At 36.7% G+C, this 26,049-nt stretch carries 24 protein-coding genes and 1 riboswitch; of the genes, 20 read left to right on the plus strand and 4 right to left on the minus strand.

Annotation, left to right across the window (positions count from 1 at the left end; genetic code table 11):
• The first annotated feature begins 4 nt into the window (after positions 1 to 4).
• The 10 genes from walK (at position 5) to EW028_RS17195 (ending at position 9,699) form a co-directional block, all read left to right on the plus strand.
• The gene (walK, locus tag EW028_RS17150; RefSeq protein WP_131521732.1) at positions 5 to 1,870 is read left to right on the plus strand and encodes a cell wall metabolism sensor histidine kinase WalK; all 1,866 of its coding nucleotides are present in this window, start codon (positions 5 to 7) and stop codon (positions 1,868 to 1,870) included.
• Entirely contained in the window at positions 1,867 to 3,192 is a 1,326-nt protein-coding gene (locus EW028_RS17155; RefSeq protein ID WP_131521733.1) for a YycH family regulatory protein, read from the plus strand. The genes walK and EW028_RS17155 overlap by 4 nt, the downstream gene beginning before the upstream one ends.
• Positions 3,179 to 4,003, plus strand: a complete 825-nt coding sequence (locus tag EW028_RS17160) for a two-component system regulatory protein YycI (protein ID WP_004233387.1) — start codon at positions 3,179 to 3,181, stop codon at positions 4,001 to 4,003. The genes EW028_RS17155 and EW028_RS17160 overlap by 14 nt, the downstream gene beginning before the upstream one ends.
• Positions 4,003 to 4,791, plus strand: coding sequence for an MBL fold metallo-hydrolase (locus EW028_RS17165; RefSeq protein ID WP_131521734.1), 789 nt, complete (start codon positions 4,003 to 4,005; stop codon positions 4,789 to 4,791). The genes EW028_RS17160 and EW028_RS17165 overlap by 1 nt, the downstream gene beginning before the upstream one ends.
• A gap of 166 nt (positions 4,792 to 4,957) precedes the next feature.
• The gene (locus tag EW028_RS17170) at positions 4,958 to 6,253 is read left to right on the plus strand and encodes a S1C family serine protease (RefSeq protein ID WP_131521735.1); all 1,296 of its coding nucleotides are present in this window, start codon (positions 4,958 to 4,960) and stop codon (positions 6,251 to 6,253) included.
• Positions 6,254 to 6,497: 244 nt separating this feature from the next.
• Positions 6,498 to 6,662 carry a CxxH/CxxC protein gene (locus tag EW028_RS17175; protein ID WP_004233391.1) on the plus strand — a complete coding sequence of 55 codons (165 nt, stop codon included), beginning with the start codon at positions 6,498 to 6,500 and terminating at the stop codon, positions 6,660 to 6,662.
• 90 nt (positions 6,663 to 6,752) lie between these two features.
• Positions 6,753 to 7,232, plus strand: a complete 480-nt coding sequence (gene rlmH / locus EW028_RS17180) for a 23S rRNA (pseudouridine(1915)-N(3))-methyltransferase RlmH (RefSeq protein ID WP_131521736.1) — start codon at positions 6,753 to 6,755, stop codon at positions 7,230 to 7,232.
• 231 nt (positions 7,233 to 7,463) lie between these two features.
• Positions 7,464 to 8,246 carry a transporter substrate-binding domain-containing protein gene (locus EW028_RS17185; RefSeq protein WP_131521737.1) on the plus strand — a complete coding sequence of 261 codons (783 nt, stop codon included), beginning with the start codon at positions 7,464 to 7,466 and terminating at the stop codon, positions 8,244 to 8,246.
• Positions 8,247 to 8,277: 31 nt separating this feature from the next.
• Entirely contained in the window at positions 8,278 to 8,943 is a 666-nt protein-coding gene (locus EW028_RS17190; protein ID WP_036077909.1) for an amino acid ABC transporter permease, read from the plus strand.
• Positions 8,944 to 8,970: 27 nt separating this feature from the next.
• Positions 8,971 to 9,699: an amino acid ABC transporter ATP-binding protein gene (locus EW028_RS17195; protein WP_193767398.1), complete on the plus strand. Its 729-nt coding sequence runs from the start codon at positions 8,971 to 8,973 to the stop codon at positions 9,697 to 9,699.
• Positions 9,700 to 9,898: 199 nt separating this feature from the next.
• On the opposite strand, the gene EW028_RS17200 is transcribed toward EW028_RS17195, so the two are convergent.
• Positions 9,899 to 13,666, minus strand: a complete 3,768-nt coding sequence (locus EW028_RS17200; RefSeq protein ID WP_131521739.1) for a S8 family serine peptidase — start codon at positions 13,664 to 13,666, stop codon at positions 9,899 to 9,901.
• 309 nt (positions 13,667 to 13,975) lie between these two features.
• A riboswitch (PreQ1 riboswitch) is annotated at positions 13,976 to 14,022 on the plus strand.
• Between the two features lie 126 nt (positions 14,023 to 14,148).
• On the opposite strand from EW028_RS17200, the gene queF reads away from it, so the two are divergent.
• From queF to EW028_RS17225, 5 genes are all read left to right on the plus strand, one after another.
• Entirely contained in the window at positions 14,149 to 14,649 is a 501-nt protein-coding gene (gene queF, locus EW028_RS17205; RefSeq protein WP_131521740.1) for a preQ(1) synthase, read from the plus strand.
• Between the two features lie 104 nt (positions 14,650 to 14,753).
• Positions 14,754 to 15,413: a 7-cyano-7-deazaguanine synthase QueC gene (queC, locus tag EW028_RS17210; RefSeq protein WP_054548829.1), complete on the plus strand. Its 660-nt coding sequence runs from the start codon at positions 14,754 to 14,756 to the stop codon at positions 15,411 to 15,413.
• 3 nt (positions 15,414 to 15,416) lie between these two features.
• The gene (gene queD, locus EW028_RS17215; RefSeq protein ID WP_131521741.1) at positions 15,417 to 15,887 is read left to right on the plus strand and encodes a 6-carboxytetrahydropterin synthase QueD; all 471 of its coding nucleotides are present in this window, start codon (positions 15,417 to 15,419) and stop codon (positions 15,885 to 15,887) included.
• Positions 15,880 to 16,608 (plus strand): 7-carboxy-7-deazaguanine synthase QueE, encoded by a 729-nt coding sequence (gene queE / locus EW028_RS17220; protein ID WP_131521742.1) that lies wholly within the window; start codon positions 15,880 to 15,882, stop codon positions 16,606 to 16,608. The genes queD and queE overlap by 8 nt, the downstream gene beginning before the upstream one ends.
• A gap of 41 nt (positions 16,609 to 16,649) precedes the next feature.
• A complete protein-coding gene (locus EW028_RS17225; RefSeq protein ID WP_131521743.1) occupies positions 16,650 to 17,189 on the plus strand; it encodes a VUT family protein in 540 nt (179 codons plus the stop codon).
• A gap of 105 nt (positions 17,190 to 17,294) precedes the next feature.
• On the opposite strand, the gene EW028_RS17230 is transcribed toward EW028_RS17225, so the two are convergent.
• Both EW028_RS17230 and EW028_RS17235 read right to left on the minus strand, forming a co-directional pair.
• Positions 17,295 to 18,485 carry an MFS transporter gene (locus EW028_RS17230; RefSeq protein ID WP_131521744.1) on the minus strand — a complete coding sequence of 397 codons (1,191 nt, stop codon included), beginning with the start codon at positions 18,483 to 18,485 and terminating at the stop codon, positions 17,295 to 17,297.
• Positions 18,486 to 18,686: 201 nt separating this feature from the next.
• Positions 18,687 to 19,670: a tRNA dihydrouridine synthase gene (locus EW028_RS17235; RefSeq protein WP_131521745.1), complete on the minus strand. Its 984-nt coding sequence runs from the start codon at positions 19,668 to 19,670 to the stop codon at positions 18,687 to 18,689.
• A 224-nt stretch (positions 19,671 to 19,894) separates the two neighbouring features.
• Here EW028_RS17235 and EW028_RS17240 point away from each other — a divergent pair, with 224 nt between their 5' ends.
• The 5 genes from EW028_RS17240 (at position 19,895) to EW028_RS17260 (ending at position 25,596) form a co-directional block, all read left to right on the plus strand.
• Positions 19,895 to 20,905: a GNAT family N-acetyltransferase gene (locus tag EW028_RS17240; protein WP_131521746.1), complete on the plus strand. Its 1,011-nt coding sequence runs from the start codon at positions 19,895 to 19,897 to the stop codon at positions 20,903 to 20,905.
• 160 nt (positions 20,906 to 21,065) lie between these two features.
• On the plus strand, positions 21,066 to 22,934 hold the full coding sequence (locus tag EW028_RS17245; RefSeq protein WP_131521747.1) for a leucine-rich repeat domain-containing protein: 1,869 nt from the start codon (positions 21,066 to 21,068) through the stop codon (positions 22,932 to 22,934).
• Positions 22,935 to 23,089: 155 nt separating this feature from the next.
• Complete coding sequence (locus tag EW028_RS17250) at positions 23,090 to 23,764, plus strand: peptidylprolyl isomerase (RefSeq protein ID WP_131521748.1); 675 nt, start codon at positions 23,090 to 23,092, stop codon at positions 23,762 to 23,764.
• Positions 23,765 to 23,956: 192 nt separating this feature from the next.
• A complete protein-coding gene (locus EW028_RS17255) occupies positions 23,957 to 24,511 on the plus strand; it encodes a sigma-70 family RNA polymerase sigma factor (protein ID WP_131521749.1) in 555 nt (184 codons plus the stop codon).
• On the plus strand, positions 24,508 to 25,596 hold the full coding sequence (locus EW028_RS17260) for a DUF4179 domain-containing protein (protein WP_131521750.1): 1,089 nt from the start codon (positions 24,508 to 24,510) through the stop codon (positions 25,594 to 25,596). Before EW028_RS17255 ends, EW028_RS17260 begins: the two co-directional genes overlap by 4 nt.
• Positions 25,597 to 25,645: 49 nt before the next feature.
• Here EW028_RS17260 and EW028_RS17265 read toward each other — a convergent pair whose 3' ends face one another.
• Positions 25,646 to 25,978: a BRCT domain-containing protein gene (locus tag EW028_RS17265; RefSeq protein WP_131521751.1), complete on the minus strand. Its 333-nt coding sequence runs from the start codon at positions 25,976 to 25,978 to the stop codon at positions 25,646 to 25,648.
• Between the last annotated feature and the right edge of the window lie 71 nt (positions 25,979 to 26,049).

Consider the following 26,049-nt stretch of genomic DNA (forward strand, 5'->3'; position numbering starts at 1 on the left):
AGGAATGCAGAAAGTGAGCTTCTTTAAATCCATTCATGTCAAACTAGTGCTGATTTATATTTTATTAATATTGCTTGCTTTACAAATTATCGGTATCTATTTCGCTCGTGAATTAGAAAGAAATTTGAAGAGCAACTTCCAAGATTCCATTTTTCAGCGAGTTGACTTGATGCAATATAGTCTTCGTGAGGAAATTTTAAAGGAACGCGATGAAAGCATGCCTAAACTAGAGGAGAGCCTAAAGTCAATTGTTATGGAGTTTTCTACTGGTTTAAGGGATGTTTCAAATGGTGATATTTTAGAAATTCGTGTCATTGACAATAGACAAAGAATACTTGCAACATCTGAGCTTGAAAACCAAAATTTAATAGGTCAGCGCTCTAATACTGACCTTGTACGTCGAGCGATATCTGCCGAAACATTGTTTGATATTATTAAGCTGGACAATAAGACGAGAAATCGTGTGTGGGTATTAGCGAATCCCATTCGTGCGGGTGCAGGACCAGACGATGAAATCATTGGTGTACTCTATATTGAAGCCAATATTGAATCAGTTTTTGAACAAATGAATGATATTAATCAGATTTTCCTTGGTGGTACGGCAATGTCCTTGGTCATTACCATCTTCTTAGGTATTCTTGTGGCAAGAACGATTACACAGCCTATTGCTGATATGCGAAAGCAGGCTCAGGCAATGGCGAAGGGGAACTACTCTCGAAAGGTACGTGTATATGGTACAGATGAAATCGGCCAGCTAGCCATCACCTTTAATCATCTAACCAATCGTTTGCAGGAAGCACAATCGACCACAGAAGCTGAACGTCGAAAGCTCGATTCAGTTCTAAGTAATATGACAGATGGTGTAATTGCAACAGATCGTAAGGGACGTATTATTCTCATTAATGACCCTGCATTGGAATTACTGCATATTTCAAGAGATATTACATTAGGGCGTCCTATCGCCTCTGTATTGGGGATTGATCAGGAATATAGTTTTGAAGACTTAATTCATATGAATGATGCCGTGAATTTAAACTTCAGTACAGCGGATGCTCCCTATATACTTCGTGCTAATTTCTCTGTTATTCAAAAAGAAACAGGCTTTATTAATGGTCTGATTACTGTTTTGCACGATATAACAGAGCAAGAAAAGATTGAAATGGATCGTCGGGAATTCGTATCGAATGTATCACATGAGTTAAGAACGCCATTAACAACAATGCGCAGTTATTTAGAGGCACTTGCAGATGGTGCATGGAAAGATGAAAATATTGCTCCTACGTTTTTAAATGTGACACAAACCGAAACAGAGCGTATGATTCGTCTAGTAAATGATTTACTGCAGTTATCAAGAATGGATAGTTCAGATTACGAGTTGAATAAAGATATTGTCTTATTTAATTCATTCTTTAACCGCATTATAGACAGATTTGAAATGTCTAAGTCTGACAAGGTACATTTTGAACGATTATTCCCTGAAACCTCCTTTTATGTAGAAATTGATACGGATAAAATCACACAGGTTATTGATAATATCATTTCCAATGCTATTAAATATTCTCCAGATGGTGGCAATATTCGCTTTGGCTTTACGGGACAGGATGACATGTTGAAAGTCATGATTTCAGATGATGGCATGGGTATTCCTAAAGAAAATGTTGGCCGTATTTTTGATCGCTTCTATCGTGTGGATCGTGCCCGTGCTCGTTCTATGGGAGGAACAGGCTTGGGATTAGCTATTGCGCGGGAAATGATTGAAGCACACGGCGGTAAGATTTGGGCTGAAAGTGAAGAAGGACAGGGTACAACAATTTTCTTCACATTACCATATGATGCAGATGAATTTGGTGAGGCAGGTGAGTGGGAATGAAATATATAGAGCCAGTTAAATCTGTTGTATTATTTCTACTTGTTATGCTGAGTGTGATTTTAACTTTTTTAATTTGGACCTATACACCTGATTATAAATATATTGAAAAAACAGAGGGCGAGGAAATTTTAATTAAGCCGCAAAAGGATATGGAGGATATTATTCGACCATACAAGGCTATTTTCCGATCTGAAGAAGAGTTTACAGGCACAGTTTCTAATGCAGCTATGAAAGACATGATGAAAGTATTTAAAGGCTGGAATGTTTTAGATTTGGTGTCTGTAAACAATAATCTTTCTGCAAACTATGTGAATCAAATTATTGGCGCAGATCATCGAATGACAATATTTTTTACAGGAGAGATTCCTTTTTCAGCTTTTAACACAACCTTTCAGTTCACTGATAAGGAATTACCAGAAACAACGTTCAATCGTATGATTATAGATTGGAGTAATTACAATAGTAAAGAATTGATGTTGTATTACATTAGTGGTAATAACCAATCATTATTCCGCTCACATGTCAGTGTGCCAAACATGAATCAATTTATACAGGAAGTCATAGAGCCTGCCAAAAAATATGAGGTTTTTAAAGAAGTAGAAAGAGAAGGCTATACATCTCTTTATTTGGCGAACAGTAATATTGAATCTGTAAAATATACGTATTTTATTGAGGATATTACGCCAGAACTATTTAAAAATGTATTATTCCCAGATCCAAATATTGTGCAGCGGAATGTGGAAAGTGCATCCTCTGAAAAATATACAGATGGTATGTCGTTAATGACCTTAGAAACAAATCTTAAATCATTAAACTATGTTTATCCTGCTGCAGAAAGTAGTATTAGAGTCGAGCCATCCAAGCTTTTAAAGGATAGCTTTGAATTTATTAATGAGCATGGAGGATTTACGGCAGATTTCCGCTATGCTGCATCCAATACCAATAAAAATCAAATAGACTATCAAATGTATTTGCAAGGTTTCCCTGTCTATAGCAATCATGTTATTACACGAATGACAACGATTTGGGGAGATAGTCGAATTTTCCATTATAAGCGTCCATACTTCTCATTGGATATGGATATATCATTGGAGAAAGAAATCAAAGAATTAGCATCAGGTGCGGAGATCGCAGAGAGATTAAAAAGCGCTAACAGTATTCCTCTGTCTGATATCGACGAAATCGTCTTAGGCTATTATTTAACACAAAATCAAGAACAGAATATATTTATATTTGAACCTTGTTGGTTTGTTATTCGTAATGGTACATGGACTAAACTGACTCCTGAAGTATTAGGAGGTGTTAAAAATGGATTGGAATAGAACAAAATCTATTTTTATATTCGTTTTTTTAATACTGAACATCTTCTTGTATTCACTTTATGTCAATCGCTATAATGAAGCGAAAGATATTGAGGTACCAGGTGAAAGAACAATAGAAGCCCGTTTAAAGGATGATAATATTACGTATGGTACATTACCAAATAATATTGAATCTGCTTCGTATATGACAGCTCAAGTGCATAAATTCACACCAGACGAATTTAGTAATAGTAACCAGCAAGTTAAATTTAAGGATGATAATAATACAAAGGCTCGTGTTATTTTTATGAGGCCTGTTAAATTACGTAATGTAAGTGATGATGCAAGCTTTACAGATTTTGCCCTGGCAAACATCATTGAAGGTGCATCTTATGCTTTATGGAAAGTAGACCGCGAAGAACGAGTCGCGATTTTTTTCCAAAAGACAAACAATCGAATGTTCTATTATAGTGGTTCATTAAAAATAAAATGGAATGCTAATAACGAAGTAACAATGTATGAACAAACAATGATTGATAATATTGAAGAAATGGAACAGCAGGAAACAGTTATTCCACCACTTCAAATAATTCAAACTTTGTATGCAAAGGGACCGCTCAAGCCAGATTCTCGCATTACACAAATGAAACTAGGTTACTCAACGCTTGTTAAATTGACACGAACTCAGGTATTGGTGCCAACATGGGAAGTTCAAGTGAAATTATCTGATGGAACAAAAGAGGAGTACTTTGTGAATGCAGTAGAAGGTAAAGTCATCGAAATCCAGGAGGACAAGCAAGAGAGCGAAGAAGAAGACTGGGGAGTTGAATAATGCGATTTAGTGTTTTAGCAAGTGGCAGTACAGGGAATTCGATTTATGTAGAGAATGACGATCATGCTTTTATCGTTGATGCGGGTCTTAGTGGGAAAAAGATGGAGCAGTTATTTACAAAAATCGACCGTAATATGAAGCAGCTCAGTGGTATCTTTGTTACACATGAGCATAGTGATCATATTAAAGGAATTGGTGTACTATCACGGAAATATAATGTACCAATTTATGCAAATGCCAAAACGTGGCAGGCAATGGATGGGCTTATTGGGGACATTCCAGTAGAGCAACGTTTTGAATTTGAAATGGATACAGTGAAGCATTTTGGTTCTTTAGCTGTTGAATCCTTTGCTGTTTCACACGATGCAGCAGATCCAATGTTCTATACTTTTCATGAAAATGATCGCAAGCTTGTTATTATTACAGATACAGGCTATGTCAGTGATCGTATGAAAGGAATTATTCGAGGCGCTGATTCTTTTGTCTTTGAAAGTAATCATGATGTCAATATGCTACAAATGGGACGCTATCCTTGGTCTATTAAACGTCGTATTTTAAGTGATGTAGGACATGTGTCTAATGAGGATGCAGCAATTGCAATGAGTGAGGTTGTATTTGATAAGACGACCAATATTTATCTTTCACATTTAAGTAAAGATAATAATATGAAAGAGCTAGCACGTATGAGTGTCGCACAAACCTTACAATCTTGTGGCATCCTTGTTGGTGAGCATGTTCATCTATTTGATACGGATGCAGAAGAACCAACAAAATTGGTGACGGTTTAATCATAGGCTATTTAGATAAAATTTGAAGCTGTTCAACGCATAAAAAAATGCATTGAGCAGCTTTTTTTATGCCTATTTTATTTGTTTTTCATCTGATTTTAATGTTTGAATCGTAAGATTAGGGTAACAACTAATTAGATAGCACTTAAAGGAAAGGATGACGAACATGAGCTATTTCCAAGATGATGATAAAAACAGTGATTTCCTTAAAAAGGATGAAGTACCGAAATCACCTCTTCAAGAAAGACTAGAGCGCGAGGAGCAAGAAATGCAGACTAAGCGCATGAAAAAGAAAGGTGGAGGAGGTAAAGGCGGCTATTTCTTTAGTGGTCTGGTCGGTGTCATTATAGGTGCTTTACTTGTGTGGCTTATGCTACCAGGACTTGTCAATCAAATGCCTGGAACAACAACAAGTAATACAGGAAAAAATAACACAACAATTAATCAGGTAGCTACAGAAGTAACAACAGATGTGACAACTGCAGTTGATAAAGCCTCACAAGCAGTTGTCGGTATCACAAATATTCAAGAAGTCACAAGCGGAGGTTTTTGGAGCCCACCATCAACGACAACAAAAGAAGCAGGAAGCGGTTCAGGTGTTGTTTATAAAATTGAAGGTGACAAAGCCTTTATCATCACAAATAACCATGTTATTGAAGGGGCAAAGCAGTTAGAGGTCACAATGCCAGACGGAACAAAAGAACCTGCACAATTAGTGGGTCACGATGTTTGGACGGACCTTGCAGTTATTTCTATTAACTCTAAAAATGTTAAAACAGTTGCGACATTCGGGAATTCGGATGTATTAAAACAAGGTGAAACAGTGATTGCCATTGGTAACCCACTTGGTTTAGACTTCTATGGTTCTGTGACAACTGGTGTTGTTTCAGGTAAAGACCGTTCTGTACCAGTAGACTTAAATGGTGATGGCACAGAAGATTGGCAACAAGAAGTCTTGCAAACAGATGCTGCGATTAACCCAGGGAATAGTGGTGGAGCACTTGTAAACTTAGCTGGAGAATTAGTAGGAATTAACTCCATGAAAATCGCTGAATCCTCAGTTGAAGGTTTAGGGTTCTCTATTCCAATTAATTCAGCTATTCCAATTATCGAGGAGCTAGAGAAAAATGGAGAAATGAAACGTCCAACAATGGGAGTTTCACTTGCAGATTTAACAGATGTGCCATCATTCTATCAGCAACAAACATTAAAATTACCTGCAGAGGTGACAACAGGTGTTGTTGTAACAGATGTCATGAATAACTCACCAGCCTTAAAAGCAGGGGTTCAACAATACGATGTTATTGTAGAGATGGATGGTCAAAAAATTGAAACAACCATTGATTTACGCAAGCATTTATATAATGACAAAAAAATTGGTGATAAGCTAACATTAAAAGTGTACCGTCAAGGTAAATTAGTCGAGCTATCACTAACATTAACAAACGGTAATACATTGTAAAGAATATGAAAAGCGATGGAGATCTAATCGGTCTTCATCGCTTTTTTATGAGGATGGAGAAAATACTTTTATGAAATATTGTGGATAACTAGAAAATTGTGAATACTATTTCCGCACAGCAAATCGGGAGTAAAAGGCACTTCTTCCATACCTGCTATTACTTTGTTACAATAGATTGTGGATAACATAGACTGATTTGTGAATAAGTTTGTGGAAATTTCGGAAAATAAGGAGACATCAAAAAATGGAAAAGTACAGCTGTGAAAGCCATATAGATCACGCTTTAGACATGTTTGTAGCAGAACAAAAAGTGTTCCCAATTATGGATAAAATCGAAGAGGATAAAAAGTTATCCACAAAGTGTAGCTACTGTGAACAGGCAGCAGAATATATTGTATCAAGTAAATAACTTTACACAATATATAGAAATGACATGTGGATATGTTGATAACTTTTGTGGATAATTTGTTTGTAAATGAATTGTAAAGGTGGATAACGTGTGAATATAACGATTGTATCAGTCGGCAAGCTAAAAGAAAAGTACTTAAAAATGGGGATCGATGAGTACGTAAAACGTCTTGGCGGCTATGCAAAAATGGATTTGGTTGAAGTGCCAGACGAAAAGGCACCTGAACAACTAAGTGAAGCTGAAATGGATATCGTCAAGAAAAAAGAGGGCGAACGCATCCTGGCGAAAATTAGCCCAGATGCTTACGTAATCGCCCTAGCCATCAACGGCAAAATGAAAACCTCCGAACAAATGGCTGCCGACATCGAATCCCTCATGACCTACGGCAAAAGCAAAATCGCCTTCGTCATCGGCGGCTCCCTTGGCCTACACGAAGATGTCCTAAAACGAGCCGACGAACAGCAGTCTTTTGGTAAGATGACACTTCCCCACCAGCTCATGAAGCTTGTGCTAGTCGAGCAGATTTACCGTAGTTTTAGGATTATGAAGGGGGAACCATATCACAAGTAAGTGCGGTTTTCTTAGTTCTATACATCTAAAAAGCTATATGTTTTAGAGGAAAGAGATGACTTGAAAGATAATTATATAATGAGAACTTTGTAGAAAAAGTATCAGGCGCTATTAAAAGTGCCTGATACTTTTTTGTTTTATTGGGAGTGGATTGGGTATTAACTAGCATAAGCAAGTTATATAGCAAGAGGTATTGTAGGAATAAACGAAAGAGAAAGGAGTTATAGCAACATGTTGTTGAGTAAAAAGTTACTATTGGTCTTTAGCACAATCGTAGTCTGCTTGTTATCTGGTTGTGGAGAGAAGCAGAAGCTTGAAGATGGATCTGAACTGATCAATAAAAATCAATTTGTTTTTGCTACTTCTGGTGAATTTAAGCCATTTAGTTATATAAATGACGATCTTACAATGTCGGGCTTTGATATTGAGGTTGGAGAAGCGATTGCAAAGGAAATGGGCCTTGAGCCGGTTCAGAAACGAATCAAGTTCAAAGGGATTGTGGAAGGGGTGAAAACAGGAAGAGCGGATGCAGCCGTTGCAAGTCACACGATTAACCCGCAGCGGAGTAAACATGTTTCTTTCTCTACCCCCTATTATTATTCAGGACCGAAAATTTTCACCAGACCGGATAGTAAAATTAGGACTGTTGAAGATTTAGAGGGAAAGGAAGTAGCTGTTGCAAAAGGATCAACATATGCCGATACAGCTTCCAAGTATACAGACAACATCAAAACATATGACAGCGATATTACGGCATTAAAGGCGTTGAGTAGTGGGCGTCATGATGCAGTAATCACAGATTTTGTTACAGGAAAAACTGCTGAAAAGGAAGGTTTTAAGATTAAGGGACAGCAATTAATTAATCGCAGTGAACAAGCGATTGTGTTGCCTCAGGATAATCCAAAGCTAGTGAAGCGAGTTAATGAATCTTTGGAACAACTTCGGGAAAATGGAACATTGACTCAAATCAGTATCAAATATTTTGGTGAGGACATTACCAAAAAATCAGAATAAACCAATGCTATAAAAGAAAGGAAGTAGTACTTTGCCAAGTTTTTCGCATTTTTTTCAAATACTAATCGAAACAAAAGGTGTATTCTTTAAAGCTATGCTTTTAACATTAGAGCTGACGGTGGTTTCTATCTTACTGGGAATCATCATCGGACTAGTCTTTGCCTTATTAAAAATTTCTAATATAAAAATTTTAGAACTTATTTCAGATATATATGTCTATTTGGTTCGAGGAACACCACTGATTGTTCAAATATTTATCCTCTACTTCGGAATTAGCGGGATTTTCCTTCTTCCTGATTTTTGGGCTGCTTCACTTGCTCTAGCGCTACATAATGGAGCTTATATTTCTGAAATCCTTCGTGGAGCAATTCAGTCAGTCGATAATGGCCAATTTGAAGCAGGACGCTCGTTGGGAATGACAAAGACACTGACATTAAGAAGGATTATTCTCCCACAGGCATTCCGTAGAGCGTTGCCGCCTTTAGGCAATCAATTTATCATCAGTTTAAAAGATTCATCGTTAGCCGCATTTATCTCCATGAATGAGCTGTTTAATGTGGCGACAACACTTGGGTCGAATAATTTCGATGAAATGACCTACTTACTCATTGTAGCAGTCTACTATTTATTGCTGGTAGCGTTGATGACATTTGTAGTGAACCGAACTGAACTAAAATTAGCAGTAAGCGACAGATAGGAGCTGAAAAAATTGGACACTAAGGAAATGATTAAAATAAGTAAATTGAATAAATCGTTTGGAGACTTACATGTATTGAAAAATATCGACATGACAGTCTACGAGAGCGATGTTGTTTGTCTAATAGGATCGAGTGGGTCAGGAAAAAGCACCCTCCTTCGCTGCTTGAACTTTTTAGAAAGAAAAGATAATGGCAATATTATAATTGAGGGAAATGAAGTCAATCCACGGACAGATGATCTTAACAAGATTAGAGAAAAGGTTGGGATGGTGTTTCAAAATTTCAACTTATTCCCACATAAAACGGTTTTAGAAAATATTATTGAAGCACCTGTTATGGTAAAGGGTGTAGACAAAGAAAAAGCTATCATCAAAGCAAAACAATTACTGAAAAAAGTAGGTTTGGAGGATAAGTCGGATGTCTATCCTAGTAAACTATCAGGGGGGCAAAAGCAACGGGTGGCGATTGCTAGAGCACTTGCGATGGAACCAGACATTATGCTTTTTGATGAGCCAACATCGGCACTCGATCCTGAGCTTGTGGGAGAGGTTTTAACAACCATGAAAGATTTGGCTGAAGAAGGAATGACTATGGTTGTTGTAACCCATGAAATGGGATTCGCAAAAGAGGTAGCTGATTGGATTGTCTATATGCATGATGGGAGAATTATTGAACGCGGCACACCTGAACAATTTTTCAATCATCCAAAAGAGGAGAGAACACGGGAATTTTTAACTGCGACAATGCTTAAATAAAACTAAAAGGTTCTGAATGGTAAGGTTTGGATCTCTTATGGGTTTGCATTAAATATATGATTACTAGATAAAGCTTGTACAGAAAAACTGCACATAGACCCGTTACAGCCAACCTTATCATGAGTAAGTGAAATTTAAATAGCAAAAGGAGAAATTGCAAAGCGCAATTTCTCTTTTTGCTGGAACAGTACTTATTTAATTATAACTTAACTTCGGTAACTTCATTATTACCATTGCCGTTGCCATTACCATTGCCGTTGCCATTGCCATTGCCATTACCATTGCCGTTGCCATTACCATTGCCATTGCCGTTGCCATTGCCATTGCCATTGCCGTTGCCATTACCATTACCATTGCCCGGCTTTTCAACCAATACATCAAATGTTAATGTGTGGTCACCATACGTTGCTGTAATTGTCGTAGTCCCTTGACCTTTACCTTTTACAGCCCCTGCTTTTACAGTAGCTATTTTATCATTTGCTACTTCGTAGGTTGTAAGCGTAGTAACATCTTTTTCTGTTGTTCTACCCTCAAAAGTAGTTACTTCAGTAATCTTAACCATAACCTCTTTACCTATTCTAGTTTCAACCTGAGCTTGGTCAATTTCTAGTGTTACGATTGGTGTTTCTACAACAGGTGCTTTTACTGTAACATTTACCGTAACTTCATGATCACCATATGAAATAGTAATCGTAGTCGTGCCCTCACCTATAGCAGTTACTAATCCATTTGCTATTGTTGCAACATTTTCATCTCCCACAACATAAGTAGCTTTTGAAGTTACATCTTCCTCTGTTGCTTCACCTTCTGGAGGAGTAGTTGTCTCTGTTACTGTAAGTTGTGCAGATTCCCCAGCTGTTAGGTCTAGCTCAGTTGGATTGACAGAAAGTGTTACTTTTGGTTCAACTACATCTTTTTCAAATATTAATGCTTCACCAACATTCCCTGCAGCGTCTTGAATTTTTACTGATACAGCATTAGTTTCTGTTGTTACTGGGAATGTGAAGCTACCGTCTTGATTTAATTCAAAAGGAACTGGCGCTTGTATTTCGCCATTCACAGTCGCAATATAGGAAGCTTTTAATTTATCATTTAAATTGTAGTTTAAACCATATAAATATAACTCTTCATTGTAGTCGATATACTTATCTGTTACCTTTCCTGTAGCGACACCTTCAGCTACTGAACCAGTAATTTCTGGTTTAGTTGTTTTCACGATAATTGGTCCAACATAATCGGAAACTACCCCTGATGCCGCAAGACCAGTAAAGTCAATAGTATAGAGACCATCTGGAATTGTTGTGGCAGGTTCTGTTCCCCATGGTTTGTATTGCCCAGCGATATTCAGCGTATAAGAGCCTTTTCCTAGCGCAGTACCTGCATGTAGATAACCGATGTAGCCATCACCATATTCTCCACCTTGAGGATTCATAATATCCCATAGCTCGATATAGTTAGTTGTTACATCGCCAGTTAATGTAAATGAAAGTACAGCTGAATCCTTCACGCCATCTCCATTAAAGGATAGATCTGTTTCTGTAATCTTTAAATCTTTAATTTCAGTTACTGCCTCGCTTCCAAAGTCAGCTGCGAATGGCAATGAAATTTCTGTAGCACCACCGCTGATGTGAATATACCCCAGTATTTCCGAGCCGTTTGGAGCTGTAGCTTGTGAAGCCGTTAATGTAAGATTTAACACTTGCTCACCAACTAGATTAAATGTTGGCTGGTCGACTGTAACAGTTGCATCACCAAATGATTTTGTCACATCAATTGATACATTATAATTACCGCCGTTCCCCTTTATATCTTTTACTAAAACTTGTTTCGTTACGGAAATATCCTGGTCTTTAAGTGATTGTGGACCAAAAGTAACTGTCCCTTTTAAGTTTTCTGAAACAGCTCCTGTTCCATCTAAAATTGCACTATCCAATGCATAGGCAAGAATTTCTGGATGTGCTGCAGCATAAGCATTTACACGACCTGCACCTTGAGAGAACACATCGTATTTTGTTTTATCTAAAACCTTTGCTGTATTAGAAAGCGCCACTTTTATATCGAACGCATTCCAATCAGGATTTGCTTGTTTAAGTAATGCAACAATACCTGTAATATGCGGTGTTGCCATAGAGGTTCCTGTTTTACGATCATATGCCTCTGCATAATCTGCATTAGGGAAGTCCTTTTTATACATTGGAATCGTTGACATAATGTTTGTTCCAGGTGCACTTACATCTGGTTTAATATCAAAGTTTGGCGTAGATGGGCCACGGGAACTTGAATCGTTTACTTCATCTCCCAGTGTCTTTGTGGAAGTAAATTGACTAAAGCTAACTTTTCCAGTTCCACCGGCTAATGCAGCACGAATTGCATTGCCATCCGTTTGGGACATATCAAATGTTGGTAGAAAAGCAAAAGAATCACCCAGGAATGTACCTGAAATATTAGGTGCATTTGTTCCACCAGCAAAGTTATGAATAATTGTGGCGACTGCTCCATTTGCCTTTGCATTCGCAATTTTATCAACAAATGCGATACTGCCACGAGAGATTAATGCCACTTTACCTTCTACATCGATTCCCTCATAGTCTTTTACTTCTCCGTTTCCAGGAATAGCAACTAGGTCAAATTCTCCTTGAAGCTGTGTTGCTAAATCCCTTCCAAAAGTTGTTCCCATTAATGGGAGCTGTTTTGTTAAGTTGTAGTCACCAACTGTAACATTCACTTCACCGTTATACATTGTTTCAGGATTTGTTGTGTTACCCACAGCAATTCCTAAACGAGCGGTTGCAGGCGTGCCCATTGTCCCTCGATTTGGGCCGGAGTTCCCTGTTGCAATTACTCCGATTGTTCCAGCCATCATTGCATTATTAATAGCAAATGAACCAGCGTCCGTTTCAGAGTTAGCCCCCCCACCAAGAGAGAGGTTGATTATGTCCATTTTTTCTGTGACAGCCGTTTCAATTGCTTTAACAATACCAGATGTAGCCCCACTTCCATATGCACCAAGAACACGGTAAGCATAAAGGTCTACTTTTGGAGCAATTCCTTTAATGCCGAAATTGTTAGCTCCAATTGCTGCAATAGTTCCAGCAACATGAGTACCGTGAGAAGTATAGAACGAGCTTCCCTTTTCATTAAATTCAGGTGTTCCAGCAGGACGCTCAGAAGGCAAGGTTTCCGATGCATCGTCATCTGCCCGAGGCTTTGTGTAAGTTGATGAATTTGGAATGAAGTTTTTCCCACCCTTGTAAATTCCGGCGAACTCAGGGTGATCTGTGTCAATACCAGTATCTAATACTGCTACCTTTATACCTTGTCCTTCAATTCCTTCATTCCAAAGCTGTTCGATGCCGAGGAAAGAAATACTTGTATTCATTTGAGCCTCTAATTGATCTTCCTTAATCAGTTCTGATGATTTCATTGTATTATCTTCAGATGCGTAAACAATTGCATCAGGTTCAATTAATGTTATTCCTTCTATTGAAAGCAGCTTTGGGAGATCATTTGCTTTCACAGTTGCTGCAAAACCGTTTAAAACAGTATCAAATGTGTAGCCTTGAGTCATTTGAACATTTTTAGTAGCTAATTCTTTCTTAACTTGTGCTTGTTGAGATTTTACATTTGATCGAACTTCATTTGCTCGCGCATTAGAGAACTTTTGGCCTTTCAATTGGCTCATTCCTTGCTCTAGTGCCACAGGCTTTTCAGATAAATGTACGATGACTGCAACTTCTTGATTGCCTGATACATTTTGTAAGCTTTCGTGAAGAGTTGGACCATCTTTAGACAAGCTTAGCTGTTCAGCGATAGCCGCCTTTAATTGAAGTATACTTTCACTTTGGCTATCCTGCTTGAATGGCTTCGAATCTTCAGCATTAGCACTCGATAATGGAACCAATAGAAAAAGCACCATAAAGAAAGCTATCATACTACTTAAAAACTTCGTAAACTTAAACTTTTTCAAATCTCATTTCTCCCTCCGCTCTTAATTATCACACTTTTCAGTTTAATGTGATATTTCCAATTTATCACAGGTGAGATAATTCGAATATCGGAATATTGAAAAATCTCAAAATATTGATAATTAGTATTACTTTGTCAAAAATGGATTAATTCTATTTTCCTAGTAATTTAATAAAAAAGTAGAACTTTCAAATGAGTATAGACTTACAGTAATTCGTACTTTTTATCATTTAAGAGTTTTATAAAAAATCTATTTGACGTCCTGTATTATTTTTTGTACGATATTGAAGAAAAGAATGCCCGGACTAGAACGGGAGAGGTTCATAGCTGATACCCTCTATAAAAAACTATGGAAACATGACAATATGCCATGTCCATATCGGACGTGGCTTTTTTTTATCTGTTTACTTATGTTTTAAATAGAATGATTGGTGATGCCTCTCTTGAAAAGTGTTGGGAAACATTTTACAAGGAGGTTTTTTTATGTCTGGCAGAAGTCATGAAGAAGGATTAAAGGATTTGACCCTATTAGGTAATCAAGGTACAAAGTATTCCTATGATTATGCACCTGAGGTATTAGAGGCAGTGGATAATCTTCATGCTAATCGAGATTATTTTGTTAAGTTTAATTGCCCAGAGTTTACTAGTTTATGTCCGCTTACAAATCAGCCGGATTTTGCTACGATGTACATTTCATATATCCCAGATAAAAAAATTGTTGAAAGTAAATCTCTAAAGTTGTATTTATTCAGTTTTAGAAATCACGGCGATTTCCATGAAGATTGCGTGAATATCATTATGAATGATTTAATTGCATTACTTGATCCAAGATATATAGAGGTTTGGGGGAAATTTACTCCACGTGGGGGTATCTCGATTGATCCATGGTGTAACTATGGGAAGCCAGAAACTAAATACGAAGAAATCGCCAATTATCGTTTAATGAACCACGATCTTAACCCAGAAAAAATTGATAATCGATAAATGAAGCAAGACAGAGGTTTTTAGCTACCCTCTTAAAAAAACTAAGAAGAAAGCAGCACTTTTTCTTAGAGTGCTGTTTTTTCGATATAAGGGAGTTTTTATAGATGAAAAAGGAAAAAGCAATTGTAGTATTTAGTGGAGGTCAGGACAGCACAACTTGTTTGTTCTGGGCAAAAGAACGCTTTGAAGAGATTGAGGCAGTAACTTTCGATTATGGTCAAAGGCACCGTCTTGAAATTGACTGTGCGAAGGTGATAACAGAGGAGCTTGGTATCAAGCATCACATACTTGATATGTCTCTCCTGAATCAACTTGCTCCGAATGCATTGACACGACAAGACATAAAGGTGAAGGACGGAGAAAATGGTGAGCTCCCATCGACTTTTGTGCCTGGCCGCAATCTCCTTTTTCTTTCATTTGCGGGCGTTTTAGCGAGCCAAGTAGGGGCAAAGCATATTGTAACAGGTGTTTGTGAAACTGATTTTAGTGGCTATCCGGATTGCCGAGATGTCTTTATTAAATCCTTAAATGTAACGTTAAATTTATCGATGGATGATTCCTTTGTGATTGATACACCCTTGATGTGGCTGAATAAGGCACAAACATGGGAATTAGCTGATCAGCTTGGGGCACTTGAGTTTGTACGACAAAGAACGTTGACTTGCTATAACGGTGTTATAGCAGATGGATGTGGTGAATGCCCAGCATGTAAATTACGAAATAAAGGGCTTGATGAGTATTTAAGTTATAGGAAGGAGTCTTAAGGCATGTCAGATTTTAAAATCGTTGAGAGACTCCAGAGAATTGATGTGGATATTCAAAGAAATCAATTGAAATATCATGCAAAGCGTGTTCTCATAAGCAAAGAATTTACCTTCGATGCTGCCCATCATCTACATCATTATGAAGGGAAATGTAAAAATCTACACGGGCATACCTATCGAGTCATATTAGGACTGAGTGGCTACACTGATGAACGTGGTTTGATGATCGATTTCGGCGATATAAAAGAAATATGGAAACAAAAAATAGGGATTCATTTGGATCACCGTTATTTAAATGAAACGCTTCCACTCATGAATACGACGGCAGAGAACATTGTTGTTTGGATTTACGAAAAGTTGACTGAGGCCTTGCGTGATGAAGGATATAACGGTGTACGTGTAGAGTTTATCAGGCTTTACGAGACTCCAACAAGCTATGCAGAAGCTAGAAGGGAGTGGATGGAAGTTGAGTAAAGTACCTGTTATCGAGATTTTTGGGCCAACGATTCAAGGAGAGGGTATGATCGTTGGCCAGAAGACAATGTTTGTAAGAACTGCGGGCTGCGATTATTCCTGTTCTTGGTGTGATTCATCGTTTACGTGGGATGGCAGTGGAAAGCACCTTATTGTCCAAATGACAGCGGAAGAGATTTGGGCTGAGCTGAAGCGGCTTGGAGGCAATGGTTTTTCATTTGTTACGATTTCAGGGGGTAATCCTGCACTCAATCCGAATCTAGCAGAGCTTATTGCCATTTTAAAAGAAAATGATATACAAATTGGGGTGGAAACACAGGGGAGTAGGTGGCAAAAATGGATGTATGAGGTTGATGAACTGACAATTTCACCAAAACCACCTAGCTCTGGGATGACCACAGATTACTCGGTGCTTTCTTATATCTTCGAAAAACTTGAATATCGAAACAATAATCACCATGTATCCCTTAAAATAGTCGTTTTTAATCAAGAGGATTACGATTATGCTAAACAAATTCACCATCGATATCCCATGATTCCCTTTTATCTTCAAGTCGGTAATGATAATCTCACGACAACTGATGATTCACTATTAATAATGCATTTATTGGATAAATATCGTGCACTAATTGATAGAGTAATGAAGGATGAGGATTTAAGAGATGTTAAGGTACTGCCACAGTTACATGCCCTTGTTTGGGGAAATAAAAGAGGCGTGTAGGGTACTCTTACAAAAATTAAATTTACTTGAGGAGTAATAGTTTGAGAATATTATTTTATTTATTATCTATTGTTATTGCTAATGTGGTAACGGCAGCATTTGCACCATTCCATTTTGGTATGTTTATTGTCCCAATGGGAACGCTTTTAATTGGGGCAACCTTTATTTTTCGGGATCTAGTACAAAATAAATATGGTAGAAAAAAGACGTATTTATTTATTATTACAGCTTTAATTTTATCAGCTGTGGTGTCATTCCTACTAGGTGATACACTTTTAATTGTAGTAGCCTCAGCACTATCATTTGTTGTCGCTGAAACGGCTGATACTGAAATTTATACTCGATTAAAATTACCAATGGCTTGGCGTGTGTTCTACAGTGGTATTGTTGGAGGATTTCTAGATTCTGCAATTTTCGTAGTAATCGGCTTAAGTCCACTTGGTGCCAATATATTGCCATGGGAAGCGGTACCTGCCGCCATTTTGGGGCAAATTATTGTGAAGACAATTATACAAATGATTGGTGCAATTATTTTAAATAAAATTGGTCCAATGAAAGGGGAATATATTATTTCAGAATAATTATTCCTTATTATGAAGATACGGATTACATGTAAGCAGACCCATTCGCTTTATTCGAATGGGTCTGTTTGATTTATATTCTTTCTAAGGTACCTCTTGCATTTTTTATGCTGTTTTCTTTTGTTTAAGGTCTAAATGATAACTAAAGAAAGTTAGTAGACTTGCACTGACGGCAACTATACCACCGACCCATGTGACATTCATCAAATTTCCTTGATGATATACAATGCCGCCTAATGCAGACCCAAAAGCGATGCCTACGTTACTTGCCACGGGCATAAGAGAAGCAGCGAGTCCTTTAGCATCTGGTTTATAAATTTCGGCCAAATCTATTAAATAAAGTTGAGTAGATGTTGTTAAGAGGATGGCCATTAGTGACATTAGTCCGATGTTCGCTAATCCTAAAATAAAATGGTTTGTTGTCCAAAATAAGCTTGTCAATACAATAGCTTGTGCGAGAAAGACAAACCGAAGTCGGCCGATGGCATTGTGAGTGGCAATTTTACCGGCAAGAATGTTGCTGAAAATCGAAAGAAAGCCGTAGCCGAATAAGATTAAACTTATAGAATTATTTGGTGCACCCATTCCCTTTAAAATAGGAACAAGGTACGTAAAGACTGCATAGGTTGCACCAAACCCGAGAGCAGGAATGAAAAAGGCAATTAAAATTCGAGGCTGAATCATTAAAGAAAATTGATCCCGTATTGAGCTTCGTACTTGGCTGAGTCGAGTAGGTAAGACAAAAAAAGATGCCGCAAACGCCAACCCTCCGAGAAGAGTGGTTAACATAAAAGTGGCATTCCAGCCGTACCATTCAGCGATTACAATTCCAATGGGTACTCCAACTACATTGGCCAGTGTAAAACCACCGAAAACAAATGATATAGCAAGGCCGCGTTTATTAATTGGCATGGTTTCGCTTGCAACAATCATGGCTAGAGAGATCAATACACCTGTTACAATCGCGGTCATAACCCGAAGTATAAGGAGCATAATATAGCTCGTTGAAATTACACACAGAGCATTTAAGGCAATGAAGGAACCTATCAAAAACAACATCCATTTACGCTTTGGAAAATGGCTTGTTGCTGACATCACGAGTGGTGTAGCGATGGCAAATGTGATGGCGAACGCAGAAACGAGTGTGCCTGCTTTTGCATTTGTCATATGAAGGCTTGAAGAAATTTCAGTTAAGATCCCAACAATAACAAATTCGCTTGTCCCGAGAACAAATGTTAATAATGCAAGTGTTAAGATAAGTAACCAATGTTGTTTGGATAACTGTGTATGATGCATAAATACCTCTTTCTTTGATGAATATAACGGTGTTACTTAGTAGACACACAATTTAAACATCATATCATAAAATGTTTTTATGAGAAATTAGATTAGTTTTCCCTATATGCTAGTGTTTGTTTTAGACAATTCTCCTCTAAAGAAGGATTTGATTACAAGTAAAAGCAAATAAAAAGGAGAGTGGCGATAGCCAATCTCCTCTTATTTTTTCTCCTTTAGTTTGTGGGCAATATACGTAGCTAGTAATTCACGGACTTCATCCGTAGAATGTGCACCCAGTAATTGAACTCTCAATTGACTAGCCCCTTTGAAGCCACGTACATATATTTTAAAGAAACGTTGTAATGCTTTAAATGAACGTGTTTCGAATTCCTTGGAATAGTGGTCATGAAGATTAAGGTGTAAGTATAGTAAATTAAGGTATTCTTTGGCACTATGCTCTTTAGGTTCCTTTTCAAAGGCAAATGGGTTTGAAAACACCCCGCGCCCAATCATTACACCATCGATACCGTATTGCTCAACTAGTTTTAGACCTGTTAAACGATCAGGAATATCACCGTTGATCGTCAGTAATGTGTTGGGAGCAACTTCATCACGTAGTTTTTTGATATCTCCAATTAATTCCCAATGTGCAGCGACCTTGCTCATCTCTTCCCTTGTACGGAGATGAATAGAAAGATTGGCGATATCCTGTTTTAAAATATGTGTAAGCCACTCACGCCATTCTGCTACATCCGTAAAGCCAAGTCTTGTTTTGACACTAACGGGTAAGCCCCCTGCTTTGGCTGCTTGAATAATATCTGCGGCTCGTTCAGGATAAAGAATTAATCCAGCTCCTTTTCCTCTTTCTGCTACATTATCAACTGGGCAGCCCATATTAATATCAATTCCCTTAAAGCCTAGTTCCTTCATACCAATACTCATTTGACGAAAATGTTCAGGGTTGTCCCCCCAAATATGTGCAACAATAGGCTGTTCATCTTCTGTAAAAGCTAAGCGGTTACGCACATTATCTAACCCATCTGGATGACAATAGCTCGTCGTATTGGTGAATTCCGTAAAATATACATCGGGTCTCCCTGCTTCTTGAATGACATGACGAAATACAACATCTGTCACATCCTCCATTGGAGCTAAAATGAAGAATGGCCGTGGTAAATCAAGCCAGAAATTTTTTTGATTCATTGCTAAAAATCCTCTCTTTCCAAAATACTACCTTGCAAAAAGATATCATATTTATTTTATTTCTACATAGTTAATTGGCTTAGCTTAAGGATAGAAATTCATCATTGTAATTAGACTTTGGCTCTCATAGATTAGAAAGTAATTAAAAATATCCAACAAAATCCTGTATTATCTATAATGATATAATATGTAATATAATGTAGAAATTTAGGGGGAGAGTTGAAGTGGGAAAATATAAATATAAAACAATCGATGTGAATGATGTACCCACAATGGCTGAGTTACTCGAAAATAGACAGAGCCTTGAGGGTGAAGTATATCCATTTCTAAACAACAGCTGTCTTCATGCTGAACATATAACAAATATGCTTGAAAACTTATTTGCTCATAATACTATTAAGGGGATTGGAGCATTTATTAAAGATGACCTAGTAGGATATTTAATCGGAGTCATCAAGAATGACTCTCTAAGAGGCAGACATGTATGGGTACCCTATGAAGGATTGGCAATCAGAAAGGATCAATCCGCTGAGCTTATTAGAAAATTATATGCAGAGATTTCAGTGGTATGGCTAGAGCAAGGTTGCTTTATGCATTACACGATCATCCCTCTTGGAAATCAGGCTTACTATGATGCCTACCAACGATTAAGCTTTTCTATACAACAAGTACATGGGGTCATGAACATTGGGGATTATAAACCATTTGAGAATATATGTAATGCAGAGATTAGGGTTGCAAATAAAATGGATAGTGAAATGCTGGGGAAAATGTCTAAGATCATTCAATCGTATCAAAATTCCGCACCTACATTTGAGCCTGTATTCCCTGAGGTTGTCATGAGCATAAAAGACTCATATAAAAATATAGTAGAGGAGAATGATGATACATGTTTCGTTGCAGTAAAGGATGGGCAGGAATTAGGATTTCAAAAATATTATCCTATACATTCAGATTTGATGACACCTGAGCATGCAATAGAGCTAACGATTGCAGGTACTTACTCTTCTCAAATGGGAAGAGGCGTGGGAAAAAAGCTGATGAATGAAGGCTATAGAAGGATGAAAGAGGCGGGCTATGAGAATATCATTACAGATTGGAGAATAACTAATCTTGCTGCATCGACATTTTGGCCTAAGTGCGGTTTTAAGCCAGTAGCCTATAGAATGGTTAGGTACATTAACAGTGATATAGCCTGGGCAAACTTTAATAATCCAAGTATAGGGTTATTGTAAATTTAGTTAGATGTTTCCAATTCTGCTGTTATGGAGAATTCAAAAAGCTGACTAGGCACTTAAAATTTAGTTTTAGATTGCTTGCCTATATTTCGTAAATATTGACATTTATTTTTTAGACAACTAAGCTTAATGGAAAAATAGTGCTGGGGGGCTGCCAGTGGAATTTATTAAATTAAATTGTCCAAATTGTAATGGGAAAATTGAATATAAAGAAGAGCAAACATTCAAATGTCCTTTTTGTGATACGGAAATCATGTTGAAAGAGAATAAAATTTATTATGTTGATCAAACGATTAATAATTATTATGGGACAGCTTCTCCTCATACACCATCCCGTCCAAAAACAAATTTAAAGCTGCTCTTTATGATACCAATTGTCATGATGTGTCTATTCCTTGGGTATTTTCTTTTAAATAGTAATCAAACAGAGGATGGAAACCGTGAAGAACTATCCGTTCGAACAGTGCCTGAAAGTGAAGTTCTTCTGTTCTTTTTAAAAGATATTTTTGATAAAGGTGGGACGATGCCAGCAAAAGAAGAGATTGCAAGTATTCGATATTTGGCTGCCTACTATTCTGATGATCAATGGCATTTTGATTATAGTCTAGAAGATCCTTTTACAAATAAGGAAGCTAAAATTTCTACTTATATCATTATGGATAAATTATTAAATACGCAAAAAATTGAACAAAAGGACTTTGAGGCCTTTACTGGATTAACGGTTTTAAAGCTCATGAATGATTATGAAATATCACAAAGTGAAAAAGTAAGCTTCCAACATCTTGAAAACTTAAAAAGTTATACAGGTAGTTTTAATGAATCATTTAGTAAAATCGCAGGATATTTTAGTGATAAGTCAAATGTTAAAGAGTTCTCTATCCAAATTAGAAGTAATGATGAACTTGCTTTATTATTAGAGTTCCCCAATCTTCAATCGCTAGAACTATCTTATGTGGCTGAAGAGGTGACAGATTTTCAGATTCTAAATAAATTATCGCTGAAATCACTTTCCTTAAAATCAATTAATGATTTAAAGTGGCTGTCTACACTAACTAATCTAGAATCGTTAGCAATAGACATTAGTGAAGCTACGGATTTTAGCCCACTTTACTCATTGACTCAATTACAAGAATTGAAGCTTACGTCAGTAAGAAATTTAAAAACGCTTGATTTTATACAAAACATGCCTAAACTACAATCTTTAGATCTTGAAAACATGAATATCATCAATTTAGATAGACTTAGAAATATGTCATCTTTAACAAAGCTACGTTTAGCTTCTCCTGGTCAAGTGGAATTGTTGGATATGGTTAACAGTCTAACGTCATTGACGGAGTTATCGTTAACTGGCTATCATGGTGATATTTCATCGATTGTAGCGCCCCATTTGAAAAAGGCAGAGCTGAAGAGTTCATTTTTACCAAAGCTAGAGGCACCCGCTTTAAGAGATTTGACGGTTTCTATAAGTGGATCAGATTCGCAATTGAATGGTGCAGAGCTACTGAAATATCCACAGCTAGAACAGCTTACAGTCATGGAGTATGGAACTCTTAATGGTATTCGTTCATTAAATGACCTACCTCATTTGCAAGCAATCAATTTAAATGAGACTCTCTTTTATGAAACCAATGACTTATTCAATTTACAGCATGTAAAAATGCTAAACTGTCATGAATGTAATTTTCAGGTGAATAGCAAGCCATTTACGAACAACGTGCTGGAGCATTTAACTTTAAATGATGTTTCCATTCAAATTGGTAATGGGGAATGGGTGCAAGAAGTAGATAAGATCATGCCTTACTTTGCTGGCTTTACAAATTTACGTTCATTCACTTTACAAGATAATTCACTACAATCGTTAAATTTCTTGGGAAATTGGCAACAAATAGAGGTGCTTCATTTAGAAAATAATGCTATTTCGAATGTAGAACCTTTAGTGAATTTGCCTAACTTAAAAAAGCTATATATTTTAGGGAATCAGGTACAAAATCAATCTGTATTAGACAAGGGGATTATGATTTATTAAAAATAATGTGAATTAATAGCAACCTACGAAATTAATATAGTAGAAATAAAAAGAGACAATGGCAGGAATATTCTGTCATTGTCTCTCTTGGATTTGTCCTACAGTTTGGATAGTTTTATAATGAATGGATGCTTAACAAGAGGAGTTGAAAGGATATGTTCGTACGTAATAAAGATTTGTATTTTATGCTATCTCTGCTAGCCATTATTGTTGTTTTGACAGGCTGTGGTACAGCTAAGGATAGTGAGAAAACTGAGGGAAACACAGCTAAAGAAACACAAGAAGCAGTGGATTATGCGTCAAAAGTGAGGGAAAATCCAATTGTGACGATTACGATGAGCAATGATGAAAAAATTGTTATTGAATTGGAGCCTACTGTAGCACCAAATACAGTGGCTAACTTTATTGCTTTAGTAAAAGATGGATTCTATGATGGTCTTATTTTCCATCGAGTTATTCCTGATTTTATGATTCAGGGTGGAGATCCTAAAGGGAATGGTACTGGAGGACCTGATTATTCGATTGATGGTGAGTTTACCTCAAATGGATTTGAAAATAATATGAAGCATGAACGTGGTGTTATTTCGATGGCTCGTTCAGATGATCCAAACTCAGCAAGCTCACAATTTTTCATTATGGTAAAGGAAGCATCACATCTTGATGGGAAATATGCTGCTTTTGGCAAGGTGATTGCAGGTATGGAAACAGTTGATGCCATTGTTGGAGCAGAGCGAGATGCTACAAATAAACCACTAGAAGATCAGCAGATGAAAAAGGTAGAGGTGGATACAAAGGGCTTTGATTATCCAGCACCTAAGGTAAACAAATAGTTTTCGTCCCAATGCTATTGGTTAAAATCTATACTATAAACATTAAAAAGGCTAAATCAATGAGATTTAGCCTTTTATATTTGTTAAAAAATTGAAATTATAAATATTTTTGAGTAATATGAGAAGAAATTTAAGATTGAGCGATGTTTTATATAAAGGATCCTTTATGTTTGTGGAAGAAAGGGTGTTTGCATGAGGGTAACAGATGAAAATTTTATAAAACATCTTAAGAAAAAACGAGAAGAAGCACTTCAATATGTCATTGATGAATATATGGGGATTATCAAAGCGATTATTTATAATGCTCTAAAATCCTATAATGATCCTCAAATAATAGAGGAATGTATTAGTGATACATTTCTAGGGGCTTATGAAAATGCTAAACAATTTAGAGGCGATAAAGAGGATTTTAGAAGATGGATTTGCACGATAGCAAAGTTTAAAGCCATTTCGAAACAAAGAAGGTTGTCTAAAACGCCATATTTTTATGAGCTAAATGAAACAGGTGAAGTCGCAATATCGGCTGAAGAGGAATACTTAATCAAGACAACAACGGAGGAAGTGCTCATCATGATGACGCAATTAGAGCAATTAGACCGTGATATTTTTACGATGAAATACTTTTTAAATATGAAAAACGAAGAAATTGCTACTCATTGTGGTTTAACAAAAGCCGCTATTGATAATCGATTATATCGTGGGAAAAAACGATTACAGCAAATTCGTTTGGGGGGAAGTATGACATGAAAAAGCTGTATAAACAATTTAATGATTTAAATCTTGATATAAATATAGAGCCGATGGAAGTGAGCTCGCTTGAAAAAGAGAGAGTGAAAAGAAATGTCATGAGGGTCAAAAAGAAAAGGCATTTCATTAAAAATTTTATTGTTGCAGCTACTTTTTTTATTGCATCCAGCATGACACTTGGTTATACGTTTCCTACATTTGCTGCAAATTTACCGTTTATCGGAAGTATATTCGAATTGTTTATTGATGATGAAAGGTATGTATTTAACAATTATGATCAGTATTCTACAAGTGTCGGAGTGAGCCAAGAAAGTAATGAAGTTGAAGTCACTGTCACAGATGCTGTATATGATGGCGAAAATATTACTATTGCTTACACTATTAAAAGTGAAAAGGATTTAGGAGAAAGGCCAGTTTTATATGGTGACAATCGTGAACTAACTGCTAAGGAATTTGGAAATAGGTATCGATATGGAGGCTCTTCAACAAATTATATGGTTCAAAAGATAAACAGCAATGAGTATGCAGTATTGTATATTTTTGAACTCATTAGAGGCTCTAAGCCCGAGGAAGTTCACATTAATTTTCAAGGAAATCAAATTGTTGATTTAAATAATGTAAATAATTCAGTAGCAGGGGACTGGGCATTTGAATTTACTTTAGAGAAGCTTGAAAGTAAAACAATAAGGGTGGAAAAGGATAGTATGAAAACAGAAGGGGAAGGTATAAAAATTGAAGCTTTTAAAATAACGAAAACACCTATCGCTACAACATTTTATCTTTCCGAAGAAGTCTTGGTGGGAAAAGAAAATGAAGCTTGGCGAGGAGTTTTCATTGACTATATTGTGACAGATGATTTAGGGAATGATTATAATGTCATTCATTTTAGAGGAACTAGTCATACTACAGATTTCAAAGGGCGTGAAAATTTTCCACGTATTGTTGTAAACAAATTTGATGAACAAGCTACCTCGATTATGATTACCCCTGTAGTAGGTCTATACAAAATTAAGGATAGTACAGGGGCATTAGAACCGATAAAAGAGCCATATACATTAAAGCCTATTGCTGTACCGTTCCGATAAAGTAAAAAATTTAAAGAGTATGTAAGAAGAACAACCTTACATACTCTTTTTACTTATCATCTTTCTTTGGGATCGAAATAAGCCATAAAAAATCATCTTCTATTAATATTTGAATGTCTTGCCCCTGATGAATTAGCTGCTCAGCTTTATGCTGCTTGGCGCTTATACCCCTACGTTTATTACCAAGAACAACGAAATCAGTATGTTGTGTAACAGCTCCCTGTAAATACCCTCCATAGGCTTTTACTTGTTTGGCGGCTTCGGATCGTGTCATGGTAGAAAGGGCGCCTGTGAATACAATTTGTTTGTTATAAAAGGGGTGGGTTAGATTTTCAACTGGATCAGAAAAGAAAATGATTTCTGAGTTATTCTTATTGATCATATTCGTTACTCCTTAAAAAATTAATCGATAAATAAATCCACAAAATTTTATATGTATGCTACATTAAAATT

This window comes from Lysinibacillus sp. OL1 (assembly GCF_004332175.1).
GTDB classification, from domain to species: domain Bacteria; phylum Bacillota; class Bacilli; order Bacillales_A; family Planococcaceae; genus Lysinibacillus; species Lysinibacillus capsici.

Coding starts and splice junctions, on each gene's coding strand:
- EW028_RS17260 (WP_131521750.1), top strand. CDS start 24,508: ATGAAAAAGCTGTATAAACAATTTAATGATTTAAATCTTGATATAAAT.
- EW028_RS17175 (WP_004233391.1), top strand. CDS start 6,498: ATGGAAAAGTACAGCTGTGAAAGCCATATAGATCACGCTTTAGACATG.
- EW028_RS17195 (WP_193767398.1), top strand. CDS start 8,971: ATGATTAAAATAAGTAAATTGAATAAATCGTTTGGAGACTTACATGTA.
- EW028_RS17235 (WP_131521745.1), bottom strand. CDS start 19,670: ATGAATCAAAAAAATTTCTGGCTTGATTTACCACGGCCATTCTTCATT.
- queC (WP_054548829.1), top strand. CDS start 14,754: ATGAAAAAGGAAAAAGCAATTGTAGTATTTAGTGGAGGTCAGGACAGC.
- EW028_RS17165 (WP_131521734.1), top strand. CDS start 4,003: ATGCGATTTAGTGTTTTAGCAAGTGGCAGTACAGGGAATTCGATTTAT.
- EW028_RS17170 (WP_131521735.1), top strand. CDS start 4,958: ATGAGCTATTTCCAAGATGATGATAAAAACAGTGATTTCCTTAAAAAG.
- EW028_RS17185 (WP_131521737.1), top strand. CDS start 7,464: ATGTTGTTGAGTAAAAAGTTACTATTGGTCTTTAGCACAATCGTAGTC.
- queD (WP_131521741.1), top strand. CDS start 15,417: ATGTCAGATTTTAAAATCGTTGAGAGACTCCAGAGAATTGATGTGGAT.
- EW028_RS17250 (WP_131521748.1), top strand. CDS start 23,090: ATGTTCGTACGTAATAAAGATTTGTATTTTATGCTATCTCTGCTAGCC.
- EW028_RS17155 (WP_131521733.1), top strand. CDS start 1,867: ATGAAATATATAGAGCCAGTTAAATCTGTTGTATTATTTCTACTTGTT.
- walK (WP_131521732.1), top strand. CDS start 5: ATGCAGAAAGTGAGCTTCTTTAAATCCATTCATGTCAAACTAGTGCTG.
- EW028_RS17160 (WP_004233387.1), top strand. CDS start 3,179: ATGGATTGGAATAGAACAAAATCTATTTTTATATTCGTTTTTTTAATA.
- EW028_RS17265 (WP_131521751.1), bottom strand. CDS start 25,978: ATGATCAATAAGAATAACTCAGAAATCATTTTCTTTTCTGATCCAGTT.
- queF (WP_131521740.1), top strand. CDS start 14,149: ATGTCTGGCAGAAGTCATGAAGAAGGATTAAAGGATTTGACCCTATTA.
- EW028_RS17255 (WP_131521749.1), top strand. CDS start 23,957: ATGAGGGTAACAGATGAAAATTTTATAAAACATCTTAAGAAAAAACGA.
- EW028_RS17230 (WP_131521744.1), bottom strand. CDS start 18,485: ATGCATCATACACAGTTATCCAAACAACATTGGTTACTTATCTTAACA.